Origin of the sequence: Alkalihalophilus pseudofirmus OF4 (assembly GCF_000005825.2) — a bacterium.
GTDB classification, from domain to species: Bacteria; Bacillota; Bacilli; order Bacillales; family Bacillaceae_D; genus Alkalihalophilus; species Alkalihalophilus pseudofirmus.
Genome location: NC_013791.2, coordinates 2,787,533 through 2,804,694, shown reverse-complemented (window position 1 = coordinate 2,804,694; position 17,162 = coordinate 2,787,533). Strand labels below are relative to the sequence as shown.

Annotated in this window: 14 protein-coding genes and 2 riboswitches; of the genes, 12 read left to right on the top strand and 2 right to left on the bottom strand. The window is 40.1% G+C overall.

Annotated elements, in window-relative coordinates:
• Positions 1-162: 162 nt before the first annotated feature.
• From BPOF4_RS14200 to mgtE, 6 genes are all read left to right on the top strand, one after another.
• Positions 163-513 carry an ArsR/SmtB family transcription factor gene (locus tag BPOF4_RS14200; RefSeq protein ID WP_012959882.1) on the top strand — a complete coding sequence of 117 codons (351 nt, stop codon included), beginning with the start codon at positions 163-165 and terminating at the stop codon, positions 511-513.
• A 34-nt stretch (positions 514-547) separates the two neighbouring features.
• A complete protein-coding gene (locus BPOF4_RS14195; protein WP_012959881.1) occupies positions 548-1,858 on the top strand; it encodes an arsenic transporter in 1,311 nt (436 codons plus the stop codon).
• A gap of 50 nt (positions 1,859-1,908) precedes the next feature.
• Entirely contained in the window at positions 1,909-2,328 is a 420-nt protein-coding gene (arsC, locus tag BPOF4_RS14190) for an arsenate reductase (thioredoxin) (protein ID WP_012959880.1), read from the top strand.
• Positions 2,329-2,398: 70 nt separating this feature from the next.
• Entirely contained in the window at positions 2,399-2,755 is a 357-nt protein-coding gene (arsD, locus tag BPOF4_RS14185) for an arsenite efflux transporter metallochaperone ArsD (protein ID WP_012959879.1), read from the top strand.
• Positions 2,755-4,530, top strand: coding sequence for an arsenical pump-driving ATPase (arsA, locus tag BPOF4_RS14180; protein ID WP_012959878.1), 1,776 nt, complete (start codon positions 2,755-2,757; stop codon positions 4,528-4,530). The genes arsD and arsA overlap by 1 nt, the downstream gene beginning before the upstream one ends.
• Positions 4,531-4,592: 62 nt before the next feature.
• Positions 4,593-4,760: riboswitch (M-box (ykoK) riboswitch) on the top strand.
• Between the two features lie 246 nt (positions 4,761-5,006).
• Complete coding sequence (gene mgtE / locus BPOF4_RS14175) at positions 5,007-6,368, top strand: magnesium transporter (protein ID WP_012959877.1); 1,362 nt, start codon at positions 5,007-5,009, stop codon at positions 6,366-6,368.
• Between the two features lie 853 nt (positions 6,369-7,221).
• On the opposite strand, the gene BPOF4_RS14165 is transcribed toward mgtE, so the two are convergent.
• A complete protein-coding gene (locus tag BPOF4_RS14165; RefSeq protein WP_012959875.1) occupies positions 7,222-7,695 on the bottom strand; it encodes an acyl-CoA thioesterase in 474 nt (157 codons plus the stop codon).
• Entirely contained in the window at positions 7,692-9,977 is a 2,286-nt protein-coding gene (gene metE / locus BPOF4_RS14160) for a 5-methyltetrahydropteroyltriglutamate--homocysteine S-methyltransferase (protein WP_012959874.1), read from the bottom strand. The genes BPOF4_RS14165 and metE overlap by 4 nt, the downstream gene beginning before the upstream one ends.
• A 182-nt stretch (positions 9,978-10,159) precedes the next feature.
• A riboswitch (cobalamin riboswitch) is annotated at positions 10,160-10,370 on the bottom strand.
• A gap of 203 nt (positions 10,371-10,573) precedes the next feature.
• On the opposite strand from metE, the gene BPOF4_RS14155 reads away from it, so the two are divergent.
• The 6 genes from BPOF4_RS14155 (at position 10,574) to phoU (ending at position 17,019) form a co-directional block, all read left to right on the top strand.
• On the top strand, positions 10,574-12,316 hold the full coding sequence (locus tag BPOF4_RS14155) for a methyl-accepting chemotaxis protein (RefSeq protein ID WP_012959873.1): 1,743 nt from the start codon (positions 10,574-10,576) through the stop codon (positions 12,314-12,316).
• A gap of 221 nt (positions 12,317-12,537) precedes the next feature.
• Positions 12,538-13,533 carry a PstS family phosphate ABC transporter substrate-binding protein gene (locus tag BPOF4_RS14150; protein WP_012959872.1) on the top strand — a complete coding sequence of 332 codons (996 nt, stop codon included), beginning with the start codon at positions 12,538-12,540 and terminating at the stop codon, positions 13,531-13,533.
• Between the two features lie 95 nt (positions 13,534-13,628).
• Positions 13,629-14,585: a phosphate ABC transporter permease subunit PstC gene (gene pstC / locus BPOF4_RS14145; RefSeq protein WP_012959871.1), complete on the top strand. Its 957-nt coding sequence runs from the start codon at positions 13,629-13,631 to the stop codon at positions 14,583-14,585.
• 1 nt (position 14,586) lies between these two features.
• Complete coding sequence (pstA, locus tag BPOF4_RS14140; protein ID WP_012959870.1) at positions 14,587-15,507, top strand: phosphate ABC transporter permease PstA; 921 nt, start codon at positions 14,587-14,589, stop codon at positions 15,505-15,507.
• A 15-nt stretch (positions 15,508-15,522) separates the two neighbouring features.
• Positions 15,523-16,356 (top strand): phosphate ABC transporter ATP-binding protein PstB, encoded by an 834-nt coding sequence (pstB, locus tag BPOF4_RS14135; RefSeq protein ID WP_012959869.1) that lies wholly within the window; start codon positions 15,523-15,525, stop codon positions 16,354-16,356.
• 12 nt (positions 16,357-16,368) lie between these two features.
• Positions 16,369-17,019 (top strand): phosphate signaling complex protein PhoU, encoded by a 651-nt coding sequence (phoU, locus tag BPOF4_RS14130; RefSeq protein ID WP_012959868.1) that lies wholly within the window; start codon positions 16,369-16,371, stop codon positions 17,017-17,019.
• Positions 17,020-17,162 lie beyond the last annotated feature (143 nt).

The following is a 17,162-nucleotide window of genomic DNA, read 5'->3' as shown; positions in this document are numbered from 1 at the left end:
CTAATTTTACTAAATGCAACTAATAAATCAAAAAAAGTTGATATAATGAATTTTTATCTCTAAAGAAAGTATGTTAAGTTAATGTAAAGAATATGATTATCACTTGCGTATATAAGTATATGCTTATATACTAACTTTGTACTTAAGAAAGGGCTGAGAGATATGGAGGAAACAAAATCTCAAGTGGAAATAGAAGAAGCAGCAAAAGTTCTTAAGCTTTTAGGAGATAAGACACGTCTTTCGATGATGGCGCTTATGGAAGAAGATGAATGCTGTGTATGTGAATTTGTCGAACTATTTAACATGAGTCAGCCTTCAGTGAGCCAGCATTTACGAAAATTAAGGGATGTAGGGCTCGTTGTGGAAGAAAGACGCGGCCAATGGATTTTCTTTAGGGTAAACCCTGACCACTTGGCGTACCCTATGGTCAAAAGTTTACTACAACACCTGCCTAGTCAGCAGGTTAAATTAATTGAACTAGAACAACGCGGGTTACGAGTGTGTTGTGATTAAAAAGTAATAGATAAAAAAGAGAGTGGGGGAAACAATGACATCTGTGATATTAGCATCACTGATTTTCGTGTTCACGCTTGTTCTCGTCATCTGGCAGCCGAAAGGTTTATCTATCGGCTGGTCAGCAACAATTGGAGCGATCTTAGCTTTAATCGTTGGAGTGGTTGATTTTGGCGATGTCGTGACGGTAACAGGAATTGTGTGGAATGCAACATTAACATTCGTTGCCATTATTATCATTTCATTAATATTAGACGAAATTGGTTTCTTTGAATGGTCAGCCTTACATATGGCCAGGTTTGCAAATGGTAATGGTTTAAAAATGTTCATATATGTCTCATTACTAGGAGCAGTTGTTGCCGCATTGTTTGCAAATGACGGTGCTGCCTTAATTTTAACACCCATCGTATTAGCGATGGTCAGGGCATTGCGTTTTAAAGAAGCGATGGTGCTTCCATTTATTATGGCAAGCGGATTTATCGCAGATACGACAAGTTTGCCGCTGCTCGTAAGTAACCTCGTTAATATTGTATCTGCTGACTTTTTCGGAATTGGATTTGTTGAATATGCAACAAGAATGATTGTGCCGAACTTCTTTGCACTTGGGGCAAGTATTCTTGTATTGTATCTATTCTTTAGAAAAGACATTCCACTAAAATATGATATGTCTCAATTAAAGGCGCCTGTTGAAGCAATTAAAGATCAGAAGCTGTTTAAGCTTTCATGGTATATCTTGGCTGTCCTTTTAATTGGGTACTTCGTAAGTGAATTTATTCACTTGCCAGTCTCATTTGTAGCTATGCCGATCGCCATTATTTTCTATATTATTTTCCGGATCATGAGTGCAGACAATCCAAGCTTAAGCTCAGCAGGCATAATTAAAGGTGCTCCGTGGGCGATCGTTGTTTTCTCCATCGGTGTGTATGTCGTTGTATACAGCTTACGAAATGTTGGATTAACAGATGTTCTAGCTGGATTTATCCAAATGACAGCTGATCAAGGATTATTTGTTGGAACGATCTCGATGGGCTTTATCGCGGCCATTCTTTCATCGATTATGAATAATATGCCGACGGTGATGATCAATGCTTTGGCGATTGCAGACACGAATACAACAGGTATCATGCGTGAGGCATTAATCTATGCTAATGTGATCGGCTCTGATTTAGGTCCTAAAATTACGCCGATAGGCTCCCTTGCGACACTGCTATGGCTGCATGTCCTTTCGAAAAAAGGGATGAAGATTTCATGGGGCTACTACTTTAAAGTCGGTATTATCTTAACTGTGCCAACACTATTTATTACCTTAGTCGGACTATACCTCTGGCTAATTATTATCTTGTAGCTTAAAGCTGCACATACATTACTACTACTATAAACAAAGGGGTTTTAAACATGTCAAAACCAATTATTTACTTCTTATGTACAGGAAACTCTTGCCGCAGCCAAATGGCAGAAGGCTGGGGAAAGCATTACCTTAGTGATAAATATGACGTGTACTCAGCTGGAATTGAAGCACATGGCGTCAATCCAAATGCAGTGAAGGCGATGAAAGAAGTAGATGTGGACATTACAAATCAAACATCTGATACGATTGATCAAGAGATCTTAAAGAAAGCAGACCTTGTAGTGACATTATGCGGTCATGCAGCAGACGTTTGTCCGGCTACACCGCCAAATAAAGAGCGTGTACATTGGGGCTTTGATGACCCTGCAAAAGCAGAAGGAACAGAAGAAGAAAAATGGGCATTCTTCCAACGTGTTCGTGATGAAATTGGCGACCGTATTAAAACATTCGCTGAAACAGGTAAATAAACAAGTTCGAAGGGTCGACTGAAATGGTCTGACCCTTTTCCTACACATGAGAATAAAGGAGATGACTGTAATGGCTAAGATTCGAATTTATGACCCTGCACTATGTTGTCCGACCGGAGTATGCGGACCAAGTGTAGATCCTGAGTTAACAAGAATTGCAACCGCACTTTTTATGCTGGAAAAAAAGGGAGCAGATGTTGCCCGCTATAACCTAGGAAGTGAACCGCAAGCTTTTATTGATGAGAAAAATGTAAATCAGCTTCTTAATGATAAAGGAACGGAGGCTCTTCCTGTTGTCGTTGTTAATGATAAAGTTGAATTAACAGGTAAGTATCCTACTAACGAGCAGCTGGCAAAATGGACTGGAATAAGCGTGCAAGAGCTGACCAAAGAGCCTAAAAAAATGAAAGGAATTGAGTTATTATAATGACACAATTTCAATTAACTTCTCATCGCTTTAACCCAGTAAAAGAAGAGCTTACTCCTTATTTATTTTTTACAGGTAAAGGGGGAGTAGGGAAGACTTCTACAGCTTGTGCGACAGCTGTTGCCTTAGCTGATCAGGGGAAGAAAGTGCTCTTGGTTAGTACAGATCCTGCCTCTAACCTACAAGATGTCTTTGAACAGGAAATTGGCTATCACGAAACGAAAATCGATGAACTTCCTAACGTTACAGCGATTAACTTAGATCCCGAGGAAGCAGCAGCTGCTTATCGAAATAAAATGATTGGGCCGTTTCGAGATAAGCTGCCAGCACCAGTGATTGATCAAATGGAAGAGCAGTTATCGGGTGCATGTACTGTAGAAATTGCCGCATTTGATGAATTTGCTACGATCCTGACAAATCCGGAACGAACAAATGAGTATGATCATATTCTTTTTGATACGGCACCGACCGGACATACCCTTCGTCTCTTACAGCTGCCAACTGCTTGGTCTGGCTTTTTAGATACGAGCACTCATGGAGCTTCATGTCTTGGTCCATTATCAGGGTTAGCTGAGAAGAAGGCACTGTATGAACATACAGTTAAAGCCCTGTCAGATGCAGCGAAAACAACACTTATTTTAGTGGCAAGACCAGAACCGTCTACACTTAAAGAGGCAGCCCGTGCATCAGAAGAGCTGAAGGAGATCGGCCTTGTTAATCAATGGCTGCTTATAAACGGGAAAATGCAATCCTATGTAAACGATGATCTGACATCAACTGCGTTTTATAAGCGCCAAGAACAAGCCCTGCAATCAATGCCTGCAAAATTACAAGAAACAAAGCAATATGAGCTGCCGTATGTCCCTTATCAGCTGACGGGAATAGAGTCGCTGCGATCTCTTTTTAATGAGCTGCCTAAGTGCAATGCGCGATTGGTGCCTCGTGCAGACGTTCAGGCTGATTCTCTTTCTGTCCTGATTAATGACCTTGCGAAAAAAGAGCAAGGAGTTATTTTAACAATGGGAAAAGGTGGAGTCGGTAAAACGACGGTCGCTGCCGCCGTTGCAGCAGGCCTTGCAAACAAGGGGCTTAAAGTGAAATTAACAACGACAGATCCGGCTGCGCATGTAAGTGATTTATTCTCTAAAAAAGAGGATCAGCTTATAACGATCAGCCGAATTGACCCGAAAGCCGAAGTAGAGGCGTATAAACAGGAAGTGTTGTCTGCATCTAGTGAGCATTTAGATGAAGATGGACTTGCCTATTTAGAGGAAGATTTAAACTCGCCATGTACAGAAGAAATCGCAGTCTTTAGAGCGTTTGCTGATGTAGTTGAAGAAGCCGATGATGCATTTGTCGTCATTGATACTGCGCCAACCGGCCACACTCTGCTCTTATTAGATGCGGCACATTCCTATCATAAGGAAATGGAACGCAGTACGGGGGAAGTGCCTGAATCTGTGAAGAAGTTACTGCCAAGACTGCGAAATCCAAAAGAGACAGATGTGCTTGTCGTCACCTTGCCAGAAGCCACGCCGGTATTTGAGGCATCAAGGCTGCAAGATGATCTTATTCGTGCTGATATTACACCAAGCTGGTGGGTGATTAATCAAAGTTTTGCTGGCACGAATACAATCGACCCAATCTTATCTGAGCGAGCACAAAGTGAGTTCAAATGGATCAACGAAGTCATCACCACTCACGCAAAACATACCGTCGTTATTCCTTGGCAGTCTGAAACCATTGAGGGCAGAAAACAATTAACCTCATTATAAAAAATTTATTTTGATGTATTGACAGAATATCTTATGTCCTGTAAAGTTATCGATGTAATTAAATAGTTCCTCGTTAGGTGAGGCTCCTGTGCTGGAGATACGCTGCTGCCCAAAAATGTCCAAAGACGCCAATGGGTCAACAGGAACCATCGACATAAGGTGGTTTTTAATGTAGCTGGAATGAGATTCCTATGCCGCACAGTGCTAAAGCTCTACGAATGGAGGGTTTCGGTATACTGATGATCAAGAAATTGATATCTGTTATTTAGTATTGGCATCTTCTTTCGTAGGAGGTGCTTTTTTGTTTTATTTTCCCTTTTTAAAGGAATAGAGAGAGTGAGGTGGTGCGGAAATGGATAGCAGGATAAAGCAATCAGATACAATCGTAAAATCAAGCAATGAAACGAATCAAGAAGATCCATTTCCCCCCTCACGAATGAGAAGGGAAGTGGATCCCATAATAGGGGGTCTACAACATGGTAAAATTAAACGAACAAAAAAGATTGACGTATGCAAAGCAAATATATGATTTATTAAAAAGTGGAGATGTTGAACAGTTTCGTGAGTGGTTTCTTGCGCTCCACCCAACAGACCAAGCAGATATTTTCATTGAGCTAGCAATTGAAGCGCGCCAAAAAGTGTATCAATTCCTATCTCCGAATGAATTTGCCGAAGTGTTTGAAGGACTTGAAAAGAAAGAGCAGATGTATGTGTTTAAAGAGCTTGATCCAACATACGGATCAGCAATGTTAAATGATATGTATGCCGATGACGTCGTAACTTTTTTATCTTTTTTGAGTGAAAAGGAAGTTACAGCCATCTTACATTCAATGGAAGAATCAGAGGCAAGTGAAGTCCGGGAATTATTATCCTATGAGCCTGAGACTGCCGGAGCGATTATGACTAAAGAGTTTATTCGCGTTACTGCTGTAGAGACGGTAGCTGAAGTCATTGGCAGGCTTAGAAAAGAAGCACCTGATGCGGAGACGATCTACTATTTATATGTAGTAGATGAGCGAGAGAAACTAGTCGGGGTTGTTTCTTTACGAGATTTAATTGTTGCTGAGGAGGTCGATTTAGTACAGGATGTTATGAGCCGGGAAGTCGTTTCAGTTTCGGCTAAAACCGACCAAGAAGATGTAGCTCGCTTAATTAAGAAATATGATTTCTTGGCAGCACCTGTTATTTCAAGTGAAGGAAAGCTGGTCGGGATTGTTACGGTGGATGACATCATCGATATTTTAGAAGAGGAAGCAACGGAGGACTTAGGAGAATTTTCTGCATCTAAAGGAGCGACAGATGTGGATGTGTCTTCTTTTCAAGCAGCTAAAAAGCGCGCACCTTGGATCATTTTATTGATGTTTTTTGGACTTATTACGGCTGAAGTGATCGGCCAGTTTGAAGAAACATTAGAAGCGATTGTTCTGTTGGCTGCCTTTATCCCGCTGTTAATGGACTCTGCGGGCAATACTGGTACACAGTCACTGGCTGTAGCGGTTCGTGGTCTAGCGCTTGGCACTGTTGAGCGAGATGGTGTCTGGAAGATGTTAAAGCGTGAACTTGGGACAGGTTTGATGCTTGGGTTCATCTGTATGCTTGTTATCGCAGGGATTGTGACAGTGATGCACGGAAATATGATGCTTGCATTCATAGTTGGTATCTCTATCTTTCTTACATTAAGCATCGCTACAATTATTGGTACAATTGTGCCTCTCATTATTAATAAAATGAAACTCGACCCAGCCATCGCATCTGGTCCATTTATTACAACTGTTAATGATATATTAGGATTGCTCATTTACTTTTCCATCGCAACAGCATTACTAGAGTATTTATAGAAAGTATTATTAGATCATTAGGTATGCTGAAATAAAGAAAACGACTAGTTCAAAACAGTTTGAACTAGTCGTCTTTTTTATGCAAGAACGCCACAATTAAGGAAACGAATGAAAAAGTCCTCTTTGCAGTGGTTGTTGATCTCCTCTGCAGGCAGCGGTCCGGGAGTTTCCTCTGCGCCTTGCTTTTTTGAATAACTACTGGCCACGCATAAACTGAATGAGTTTACCTTGCGATAGTGGTTGACTTCCGCTGCAGGTGCTCGCTTTCCGCGGGCCGGTCCGGGAACTTCCTCGTCGCTTGGCTCATGAGGGATCTCCCTGGTCACGCACATCCCGCAGGTGTCTCGCACCTTCCGCTCTAATCAACGGAGGAAGGATGTTGTTTAGTGCTCCCCTTTTATAATTATCTGTTCAGAGACCCTTACAGATGAACCCAAGGGTATTTGCTTTTATATAATTTGAAATGAACCCTAACTAAATCGCTACACACAATAATTATATAAAGCAGCACCCCAGCGGATGAAATATACGAAGACTCCTAAGGGAACTAAAGCAAAGCTGAGACCCCACAGGGCCTAAGCCCGAGGAGGCTCAGCAGCTTCCCTTGGAAAGCGTAGTATATTTCAGGAGCGGCCGCTATGCTATAACCCATTTTAAACACTCTTTGTAATTAAGTTTTGAAGCTATAACCCTTCTTTGAGACACTTAATGTTTAATAGCTTTTAAACCATTACTAAATTGCTCCCTGCGGAAAGCGAAGTATATTTCAGGAGCGAATAAAACCACTTACCAACCATTATTAGATTCGCAATTTTCATCTAACAATTTCTTTCGTGTCAAAGCCTCTCTTCATTTAATGAAGCATTGCCCGTTTCAATCGATTATCCTTTCTTGCAGCTGCTGTTTTGAAGAGCTGTTTCTCCTCATCCGTTTCAGGAAGGATGCTAGCAACAGGCAAGGGTTTCTTCTGGTCATCTACAGCCACCATGGTCAAAAAGGACTTGGTCGTTAACGTTTTCACTCCTGTTAAAAGGTTAGTAGAATGTACTTTTACGAACACTTCCATTGATGTACGGCCTGTTGAAGTAATAAAGGATTCAAGCTCTAATACATCACCGACTGTAGCTGATGAGAGGAAGTCAACGGAGTCGATTGAAGCTGTCACAACAACACTTCCTGCATGTTTCATCGCGGTGATTGCCGCAATTTCATCGATATAGGAAAGAACCTGTCCTCCAAAGATCGTCTTAAGGTGATTCGTATCGGGTGGAAGAACGAGTCTTGTTTGAATCGTCCTCGAATAACTAGTAGAGTGTGATGTCGTCATTTTGAGGTCCCCACCTGTAAGCTCGTGCGTACTTCTTCAGCCGCTTCTACCATAACTTTTAAAGCATCAATCGTTTCTTCTGTTGTTCTTGTTTTTAAGCCGCAATCGGGATTAACCCAGAATTGTTCCTGGTTAAGTACACGAAGCGCCCTCTCAAGATTTCTTTTCATTTCTATTTTACTAGGGATACGCGGACTGTGAATATCATACACCCCAAGACCGATATCCTTTTGATATTCATACCGTTCAAATGTATGAATAATTTCTCCGTGGCTCCTTGAAGCTTCGATTGAAATCACATCGGCATCAAGTGCATCAATCGTTTCAATAATTTCATCAAACTCGGAATAACACATATGCGTATGAATTTGAGTTGTAGGCTCTACGCTGCTCGTTGCGAGTCTAAATGCATAAGTGGCATTTGCTAAATAATCAGCTCTTTCATTTTCTTTGAGCGGCAGTCCCTCTCGCAGTGCAGGCTCATCTACTTGGATCATTTCAATACCGTTTGCCTCTAGCTGACGAATTTCTTCCTGGATAGCTAAGGCAAGCTGATTAAGCATTTCTCTAAGTGATATGTCATCTCGTTCAAACGACCAATTTAAAATCGTAACGGGTCCGGTCAGCATCCCTTTCATTGGCTTTGTAGTCAACGACTTCGCATACAGAGTTTCCTTTAATGTCATCGGTTGGTCAAAAGAGATATCGGCCGCAATAATAGGTGGCTTAACACAACGAGAACCATAAGATTGCACCCAGCCGTTTGTAGTGACTTCCATACCATTTAAGCGTTGACCGAAAAATTCGACCATATCTGTGCGTTCGAATTCTCCATGAACAAAAACATCAAGCTGAAGTTCTTCTTGAATGTTTACCCACTTTTGGATTTCTTCTTGAATAAATGTTTCATAATCGGCTTCAGACAAAGAGCCTTTTTTAAACTTTAAGCGGGCAGCTCTTACTTCTTTCGTTTGTGGAAAGCTTCCGATGGTTGTAGTAGGCAGGGGAGGAAGCTGCCACTTTTTCTTCTGTTGTTCTTTTCTTACTTCAAAAGAAGTTCTTGTTGCTGTTAATTCGTTTAATTGAGAAAGCTTTCTTTGCACATCTGTATGAACTCTGCCTGTATCTTTATGAAACTCAGAGATAGCATAACTGTAAGCTCGGAGTTCATCTTTCTTCTCAGGAGATTTGAGTGACCCACTAAGCAAGGCTACTTCCTCTAGCTTTTCATCAGCAAAGGCAAGTGCCTCAACTAATTGCTCTGGCAGCGACTTCTCATTAGCCGTCGTAACAGGTACATGGAGCAATGAGCATGAAGGCTGAATGATCAATTGGCTTGGCTGGATGTAGGATGTAATTTTTGCTGCTTGCTCTTGTTTATCTAACAGGTTGCTTTTCCAAATGCTGCGTCCATCAATGACCCCGCATGCTAACAGCTTATCACTAGGAAACCCAGAGGATCTTAATTTCTCTAGGTTGGATCCTTTATCGTGGACGAAATCAAGCCCGATACCATCTACAGGTAATTGAATCACTTCTTCATAGCGTTCAACCGAGCCGTAATATGTCTGTAAAAGAATTTTTACCTCTGGCAGCTCCTTATTAAAGCGACTATACACTTCTTGAAAAACCTCAATCGTAGGCTGAGCGATATCTTGAACAAGAATCGGTTCATCAATTTGGATCCATTCGGCTCCCGCTTCGGCTAATTCTTGGAACGCTTTGATGTAATGAGGGGTAAGTTCAGCTACCTTGTCTTTAAATTCACTGTTTTCATATCCTTTTGATAAGGCAATCAATGTAACCGGACCTAAGATGACTGGTTTCCCTTTAATGCCCAGCTCATATTTTGCTTCATTAAATAAATCTAACAGTCTGTTATGTGTTAGTTTTGGTGCTGCGCCTTGTAATTCTGGAACAATATAGTGGTAGTTCGTGTTAAACCATTTAGTCATTTCAGAAGCAACATGTTCATCTGTTCCGCGGGCAATTGCAAAATATTGTTCCAGGGAAGCTTCTTCCATTGATTGAAATCTCTCTGGGATAAGCCCGAACATTACAGCTGTATCAAGAACTTGATCATAGTAGCTGAAATCACCGATCGGAATAAGTTCAATGCCTTTACTTCGCTGTTTCTTTAAATAATTAATGCGAAGCTGTTTCATTTCAAGTTCAAATGCCACTCTTGTTATTTTCTTTGTCCAATACTTTTCTAATATATGTTTCCATTCTCTATTTTCCCCAATGCGTGGATAGCCTGTGTTTGATGTCACTATATTCATCGTTAAATCCCTCCAGATTGTCGTCTTTATTGATGTGTTGAACTTAGCTGATGTGTTAAATCAGCAAATAAAAAAACTCTCTTTCATGATTGAAAGAGAGATCACATACATAGACTCAACCTGGATGATCGTAAACCATCGGCCAAAACATATCGATCACTCCTCCCTAATAAACGCGTAGGTACTAGTGCGTACAAAAGGCAGGTCTCCTGACTCAAGTTCATCGCTTGCTTATCCCTTCCCATTCAACTTAGCTAAGATCACTAAATGATGAATAGTGGCAATGATAAGCAGCTCGCTCTTACAGTGGCGCGACCGTGCCGGATTCTCACCGGACTTCCCTTTTAAGGTTTAGAAGGCAAACTCTAAACCACCTCTTGCATGTACTTATAAAATTAAATTGATCAAATACTTAGACTATATCCTAACTCAGTTTATTTTATTAATCAAGATTTTTCTAAAAGAAATTTCCCCCCTGAGATTAGTCACATCCAATAATACTACATGCTATATTTACCCAGACTTTACAATCACTTAATAATAGATTGGTATAATTTATCCGGTATTAAAGACTTAGTTTAAGTGGGGGTTTGGTTGTGTTTAGGAAACGATTAAATAAGAAAAAGAGTGGTTCGAACAAACAAAAAACAGAGAGAACAAGGCAAAATAGCAAGTTTGTAGAAAAATTCTCCATGCGCAGCAGATTACTTCTATTATTTATGATGCTGCTAACAGTATCTTTATCAATAGGAGGGTTTGCTTCTTATTTAAAAGCAAAAGAGATGACAGTCAACTCTATTGAAAACAGGCTGATGCGCGAAGTGGACTTAATGGAAGTCATTGCTCAAAATCTTCAATTCCTCTATGTGAGTGATGAAGAGTATTTTATGCAGCAGCTAGAGTCAAATATTAGATCACAGCAGGATAAACTTGAAGAAGACGGAATTAGTGCTGAATTTTTTTCTGTTATTAATCAAGAGGCTGTCCCGTTTCAAGTAAGTCAAAATACTTTGCCACTTATCCCTGGTGAAGTGATACATGAAATGGAACAAAGTGATCATGGAGTAATCCATGTGGAAATAGACGGATCCAGGTATTTGATTTCCTTTCAAACAATGAATGAAATCAGCGGAATTTTTGCCTTAGTCCTTCCAGAAGCCTCTTATATGGGTGCGGTAGTAAACATGGCTTATTTTAATCTGCTTGTTGTATTAATTAGTGTATTGATTTCAACCATATTTATATTACTCTTTGTTCGATCCATTACTAAGCCTCTGACAGATTTACGAGAGACAATGAGAGCAGTAAGAAATGGTCAATTTAGAGAACCTGATCCAATACAAACGACTTTACCAGAAATACAGTCTCTACATAAAAGCTACCGTGCGATGATTGTACATATGCGAGAGTTATTACTTGAGTTAACAGATACTACGAAAAATTTAGCAGTAACAGGTGATAAGTTAACCTTTTCTTCAAAGGAATCTTTAGAAACAAGCTTTGAATTAGTAGATTCGATCCATGTAGTGAAAGAAGGAGCCCTGCAAACCGCATCAAGCTCTGAGGTTAGTGTGTATCACTTTAAAGAGATGAGAGAAAAGGTGAATGCTTTAACTAGTAACATGGATATGGTTGTAAACCGCTCAAAACAGATGAACGAGTCTGCCTTTAAGGGTGAAAAAACGATGATGGAATTGATTTCTACGATTCAAATGTTTGAAGCAGATTTCGGACATCTAACAACAACGGTCAAGCAGGTAAGAGAGTACTCCGTTTCAATTTCACAGCTAGTTGGATTAATTCAAGGGATTGCTGAACAAACAAAGCTTCTTGCTTTAAATGCAACGATTGAAGCAGCGAGAGCTGGAGAATCTGGCAAGGGGTTTGCTGTGGTTGCTAATGAGGTGCGTAAACTTGCCGAGCAATCATCAGGGGCAGCGGTAGAAATTACACAAGCAATCGATACAATGGACACAGTTACAATAGAAGCGAATGAAGAATTTACACATATGCTAGAAAAAACTAGGATTAATCTCGGGAAGGCGAATCAATCAAGAGATTCGTTTGATGAATTAATGGGAGGCATTAATGGAGTAAGCAATACGATTAATGGGATGCAGCTGAAATTAAGTGAGTTAAAAGAAATGGTACCAGAACTAGAAGCTGCAGCTGTTAGTTTTGCCTCCGTATCACAGGAAACATCAGCGAGCTCTGAGGTGATGTTAGAATCTAGCAAGGAGCAGATTGAACAATTGAAATCTACTCATGCGATCGGACTGCAATTAACTAGTCTCTCACAATCTCTTTCTGATCTATTAATGAAATTTCATATAAAGTAGGCCTGTCTCTGGTCAAAAAGTCTCTCTATGTTTGTTATAGAGAGGCTTTTTATGCTTTTTATCTATCAAGGTTAGGCATATTTCACTCTATTTTTACATCGGTTTACAAAACATTTACACAGCAATCATACCTGCTTAATATTACCCGACTATACTAGCAATTGTGAGAGGGAGAACCACTTACGCAACTATTTTTCCTAGAGAAAAGGGAGGACAATGAAGTGAAGAAATTTTTAATGCTCTTAGTAATGGCAGCACTAATGGTTGTTGTCGCAGCTTGTGGCGGGGGATCTAATGAACCGGCTGAGACAGATAACACAGGTTCAGAGGATACGACAGAAGATAATGCAGCGGAAGCAGCGGAAGATCTTGACGGAAGCGTAGTCGTTGATGGTTCAGGTACGGTTTATCCATTAATGTCAGTGCTTGCTGAAGAATACATGATTAATGAACAACCGAACGTATCAGTTGAAGTAAGCCGCTCTGGTACAAGTGCTGGTTTCGGTAAATTCTTAGTTCCAAACGGTACAGATTTTAATGATGCATCTCGTGAAATTAAAGATGAAGAGTTAGAAGAAGCAGAAGCAAATGGAATTGAAGTACAAGAATTTAAAGTAGCATTAGATGGTCTTACGTTTGTTATTCACCCTGAAAATGACTGGGCAAAAGAGCTGACTGAAGAAGAGTTAATCAGTATCTTCAGTGCTGATGGCGGCGTTACGAAGTGGTCTGATATTCGTCCTGAATTTCCAGATGAAGAAATTAAGCCAATGGGTCCAAATGAAAACCACGGAACATATGAGTTCTTCTATGAGAACATTCTTGATAAAGGTGACTTAGTAGATGGTGTTAACCTGCAGCAAGAATATTCTACATTAGTAAATCTAGTAGCAGAAGATAAAAATGCAATTGCATTCTTCGGATTTGGCTACTATGTAAATAACCAAGATCAAATTCAAGCAGTAAACGTTGATTTCGGTGAGGGTCCAGTTGAGCCATCACTTGACACAATTGCTGAAGATGGTGACTATGCACCATTCACTCGTCCGGTATTCACTTACTTAAACGTTGATATGGCTAAAGAAAAGCCGCAAGTACTAGATTTTGCTAGATACGTTGTAAACAATGTTAATGAATTTGCTGGTGAGACTGGATTTGCTCCACTGCCAGAAAGTGAAATTGAAGAGTATAACAGTTTCTTAGATGGTCTAAATTAATTTGATTGTACTGCATGGGTGGATGGGAGCTTGTGAGTTCTCATCCACTTACATGTAAAGTATATGGTTACAAGCCAAAAGGGGTGCCACGTGCAATGGATGTAAACAGCGAAATGAATAAGGGGAACGCTGTGAATGTAAGAAAAATGATTGAACAAAAAAAGAGCTCAAGAAATCTTAACAATCTCATTGAAAAAGTAATGCCAAAATTACTTTTTGTGATTGCGAGCATTTCAATCCTTACCACAGTGGGAATTTTGTATACGCTATTGAGTGAGACGTTCGAATTTTTTCAACGTGTTCCAATCGTTGATTTCTTTACAGGAACAGTATTAAGGCCGTTAAGTCAAGATCCGCAATTTGGAGTTCTGCCTTTATTAACAGGGACCATTATTTCGTCTGTCATCGCGATGTTTGTGGCGATTCCAATTGGATTAATGACAGCTATTTTCTTAAGTGAATATGCTTCAGATAAAGTAAGAAGAACATTAAAACCAATGCTAGAAATCTTAGCAGGTATTCCAACAATCGTTTATGGGTTTTTTGCTTTTACGTTTGTTACACCGATTTTAAGAGATATTATTCCAGGGCTGCAGGCAACAAATATACTAAGCCCAGGTATTGTCATGGGGATCATGATTATTCCAATGGTTGCCTCATTATCAGAGGATGCGATGAGTTCTGTGCCGCGTGCCATGCGTGAAGGGGCACTAGCATTAGGTGCGACTAGACTTGAAGTAACAGGGAAAGTCGTTATTCCTGCTGCGATCTCAGGCATCATTGCTTCATTCGTTCTTGGTATTTCACGTGCAATTGGAGAAACGATGATTGTAACGATTGCAAGTGGAAGTACCAAAAACTTTACTTTTGACATCACTCAATCGATGCAGACTATGACTGCATACATTGTTGAAGTAACTGGAGGAGATGCTCCTGCCGGTTCGACTATATATTACAGCTTATATGCTGTAGCAATGACGTTATTTGTTTTTACTTTCTTAATGAATCTTCTAGCAAGATATATCTCTCGCCGCTTTAGGGAGGAATATTAATATGAACATTGATACGACAACACAAACCAATACAACATCAAAGTACATTGATCAAAATACCGTTCAAAAACGGATGAACAAAAGATTAATAAAGAATAACTTGGCAAAAGGATTGTTCTTTGTTTCAACAATGTTCGGGTTAGTAGTATTAGCGATTCTTATCTTCAGAGTGTTTTCGCAAGGGATCGGATGGATTAATGTAGACTTTTTGACTGGACGTCTCTCAAATAATCCAGATCGTGCGGGGATTATGGGAGCTATTCTTGGTACGTTATGGTTAATGGCAGTCGTTGCTCCAGTCACCATGCTGCTTGGTGTAGGGACCGCTATTTACCTTGAAGCGTATGCAAAAAAAGGCAAGATCCATTCCTTTATTCAAGCGAATATCTCCAACCTGGCCGGGGTTCCATCAATTGTATTTGGAATTCTCGGGATGACGATTTTTGTTCGTGCACTAGATTTAGGCGGAGTTGTCCTGGCAGGGGGATTAACGATGTCCTTACTCGTCCTTCCAATTGTTGTTGTGGCGAGTCAAGAAGCGATCCGCGCCGTTCCTAATCATTTAAGTGAAGCCTCATACGGTATGGGGGCTACTAAATGGCAGACGATCAAAAATGTCATTCTTCCAGCGGCATTACCTGGTATTTTAACCGGTGCGATTCTTTCATTATCGCGAGCGATAGGGGAAACAGCTCCGTTGATCGTTATTGGGATACCAGCACTTCTGATCCCGTTTCCAGGAGGATTAATGGACCGATTCACCATTCTTCCTGTACAAATCTATTACTGGACAATTGATGCATCTCTTGTCGCAGAATATGCAAATCTTGCAGCTGCAACAATTATCGTCCTCTTGATTGTGTTATTTATTCTTAATTCAACAGCGATCATTATTCGAAATAAGTTTCAACAAAGGTATTAATAGGGGGTATTTATAATGGGGATGTTAACAGCAGAAAAGAAGGTAAATGTTGAGATTAAATCTAATTCAAGTGTCGAAACCGTTCCGGCTGAGAAAAAAGTAGTGTATGATACGAAGAACTTGAATCTTTGGTATGGCAAGGATCACGCGCTTAAAAATATTAATCTAGAAGTATATGAAAAAGAAGTAACAGCAATTATCGGACCTTCTGGCTGCGGGAAATCAACCTACATTAAAACGTTAAACCGCATGGTACAGCTCGTACCGATTGTTAAGATTTCGGGTGATATTGAATACCGCGGCCAAAATATTTTAGACAAATCATTTAAAGTAGAAGACTTGCGTACAAGAGTAGGAATGGTATTTCAAAAGCCGAATCCATTTCCGAAATCAATCTATGATAATGTGGCGTACGGTCCAAGAATTCACGGGATTAAAAATAAGAAAGTATTAGATGAAATTGTTGAACGCAGCCTTCGTGGCGCTGCGATTTGGGATGAGGTAAAAGATCGTTTAAGTGAGAATGCATATGGGCTGTCTGGTGGTCAGCAGCAGCGTCTATGTATTGCCCGCTGTCTCGCTATTGAACCTGATGTGATCTTAATGGATGAACCGACCTCAGCACTCGATCCAAAATCGACATTAAAAGTAGAGGAATTAATCCAAGAACTGAAGAAGGAATATTCGATTGTCATTGTCACTCACAATATGCAGCAAGCAGCTCGTATCTCTGACAGAACGGCATTCTTTTTAAACGGAGAAGTTGTTGAGTATGACAAAACGGACACCATCTTCTCAAATCCATCTGATAAGCGTACAGAAGACTATATTACCGGTCGATTCGGTTAAGGATGATGTCATATGACGATTAGAACGTTTCACTCTCAGTTAGATTATGTGAAGCAAGAATTATTAACAATGGGAAATAAAGTAGAAGAGGTTATTGCCGAAATGAAGGAAGCTTTTGAATCTGATAATAAGGCCCAGATGAAGATGCTTATTGCAGAGGATTCAGCTATTAATCAATTAGAGCTTGATATGCATGATAAAGTCACCCTTCTTATTTCTAAGCAGCAGCCCGTAGCGACAGATTTAAGAAAATTAATTGTAGCATTGAAAATTTCAAGTGATTTAGAGCGAGTAGCAGATCTTGTTGTGGATATGGCTAAACAGTCGATCCGAATGAATAAACATAGTCTGCCAGTATATAAAGAACAGCTTCTTGCTATGTTACGAATTGCAGAAGATATGATTACTAAGTCATTAGAGGCTTATGAGAAGTCTGATATTTTAATGGCCCAAAAGATAGCGTTAACTGATGATAAGGTAGATACACAGTATGGGGATTTGATTCGTGAATTATTTAAAGTAGAGGATGCAAGTGTTGAAGTGGATCAAATTACACAGCTGGCATTCATCGGACGCTATATTGAACGGATTGCTGATTACGCAACGAATATCTCGGAATGGGTTGTCTATGAAGTGAATGGCAAGCATTTTGATTTAAATTAAAGAAAAAAGCCTGTGCATGTGCACAGGCTTTTTTCGTGCAAAAAATATTGCGCCTTTTTGATGAAAAGTTTGCACCTGCAACATTTTTTGCATGCTGATCTAGAGACAAGCCTAATGATAACGCTTACTTCAGAAAGATTCAT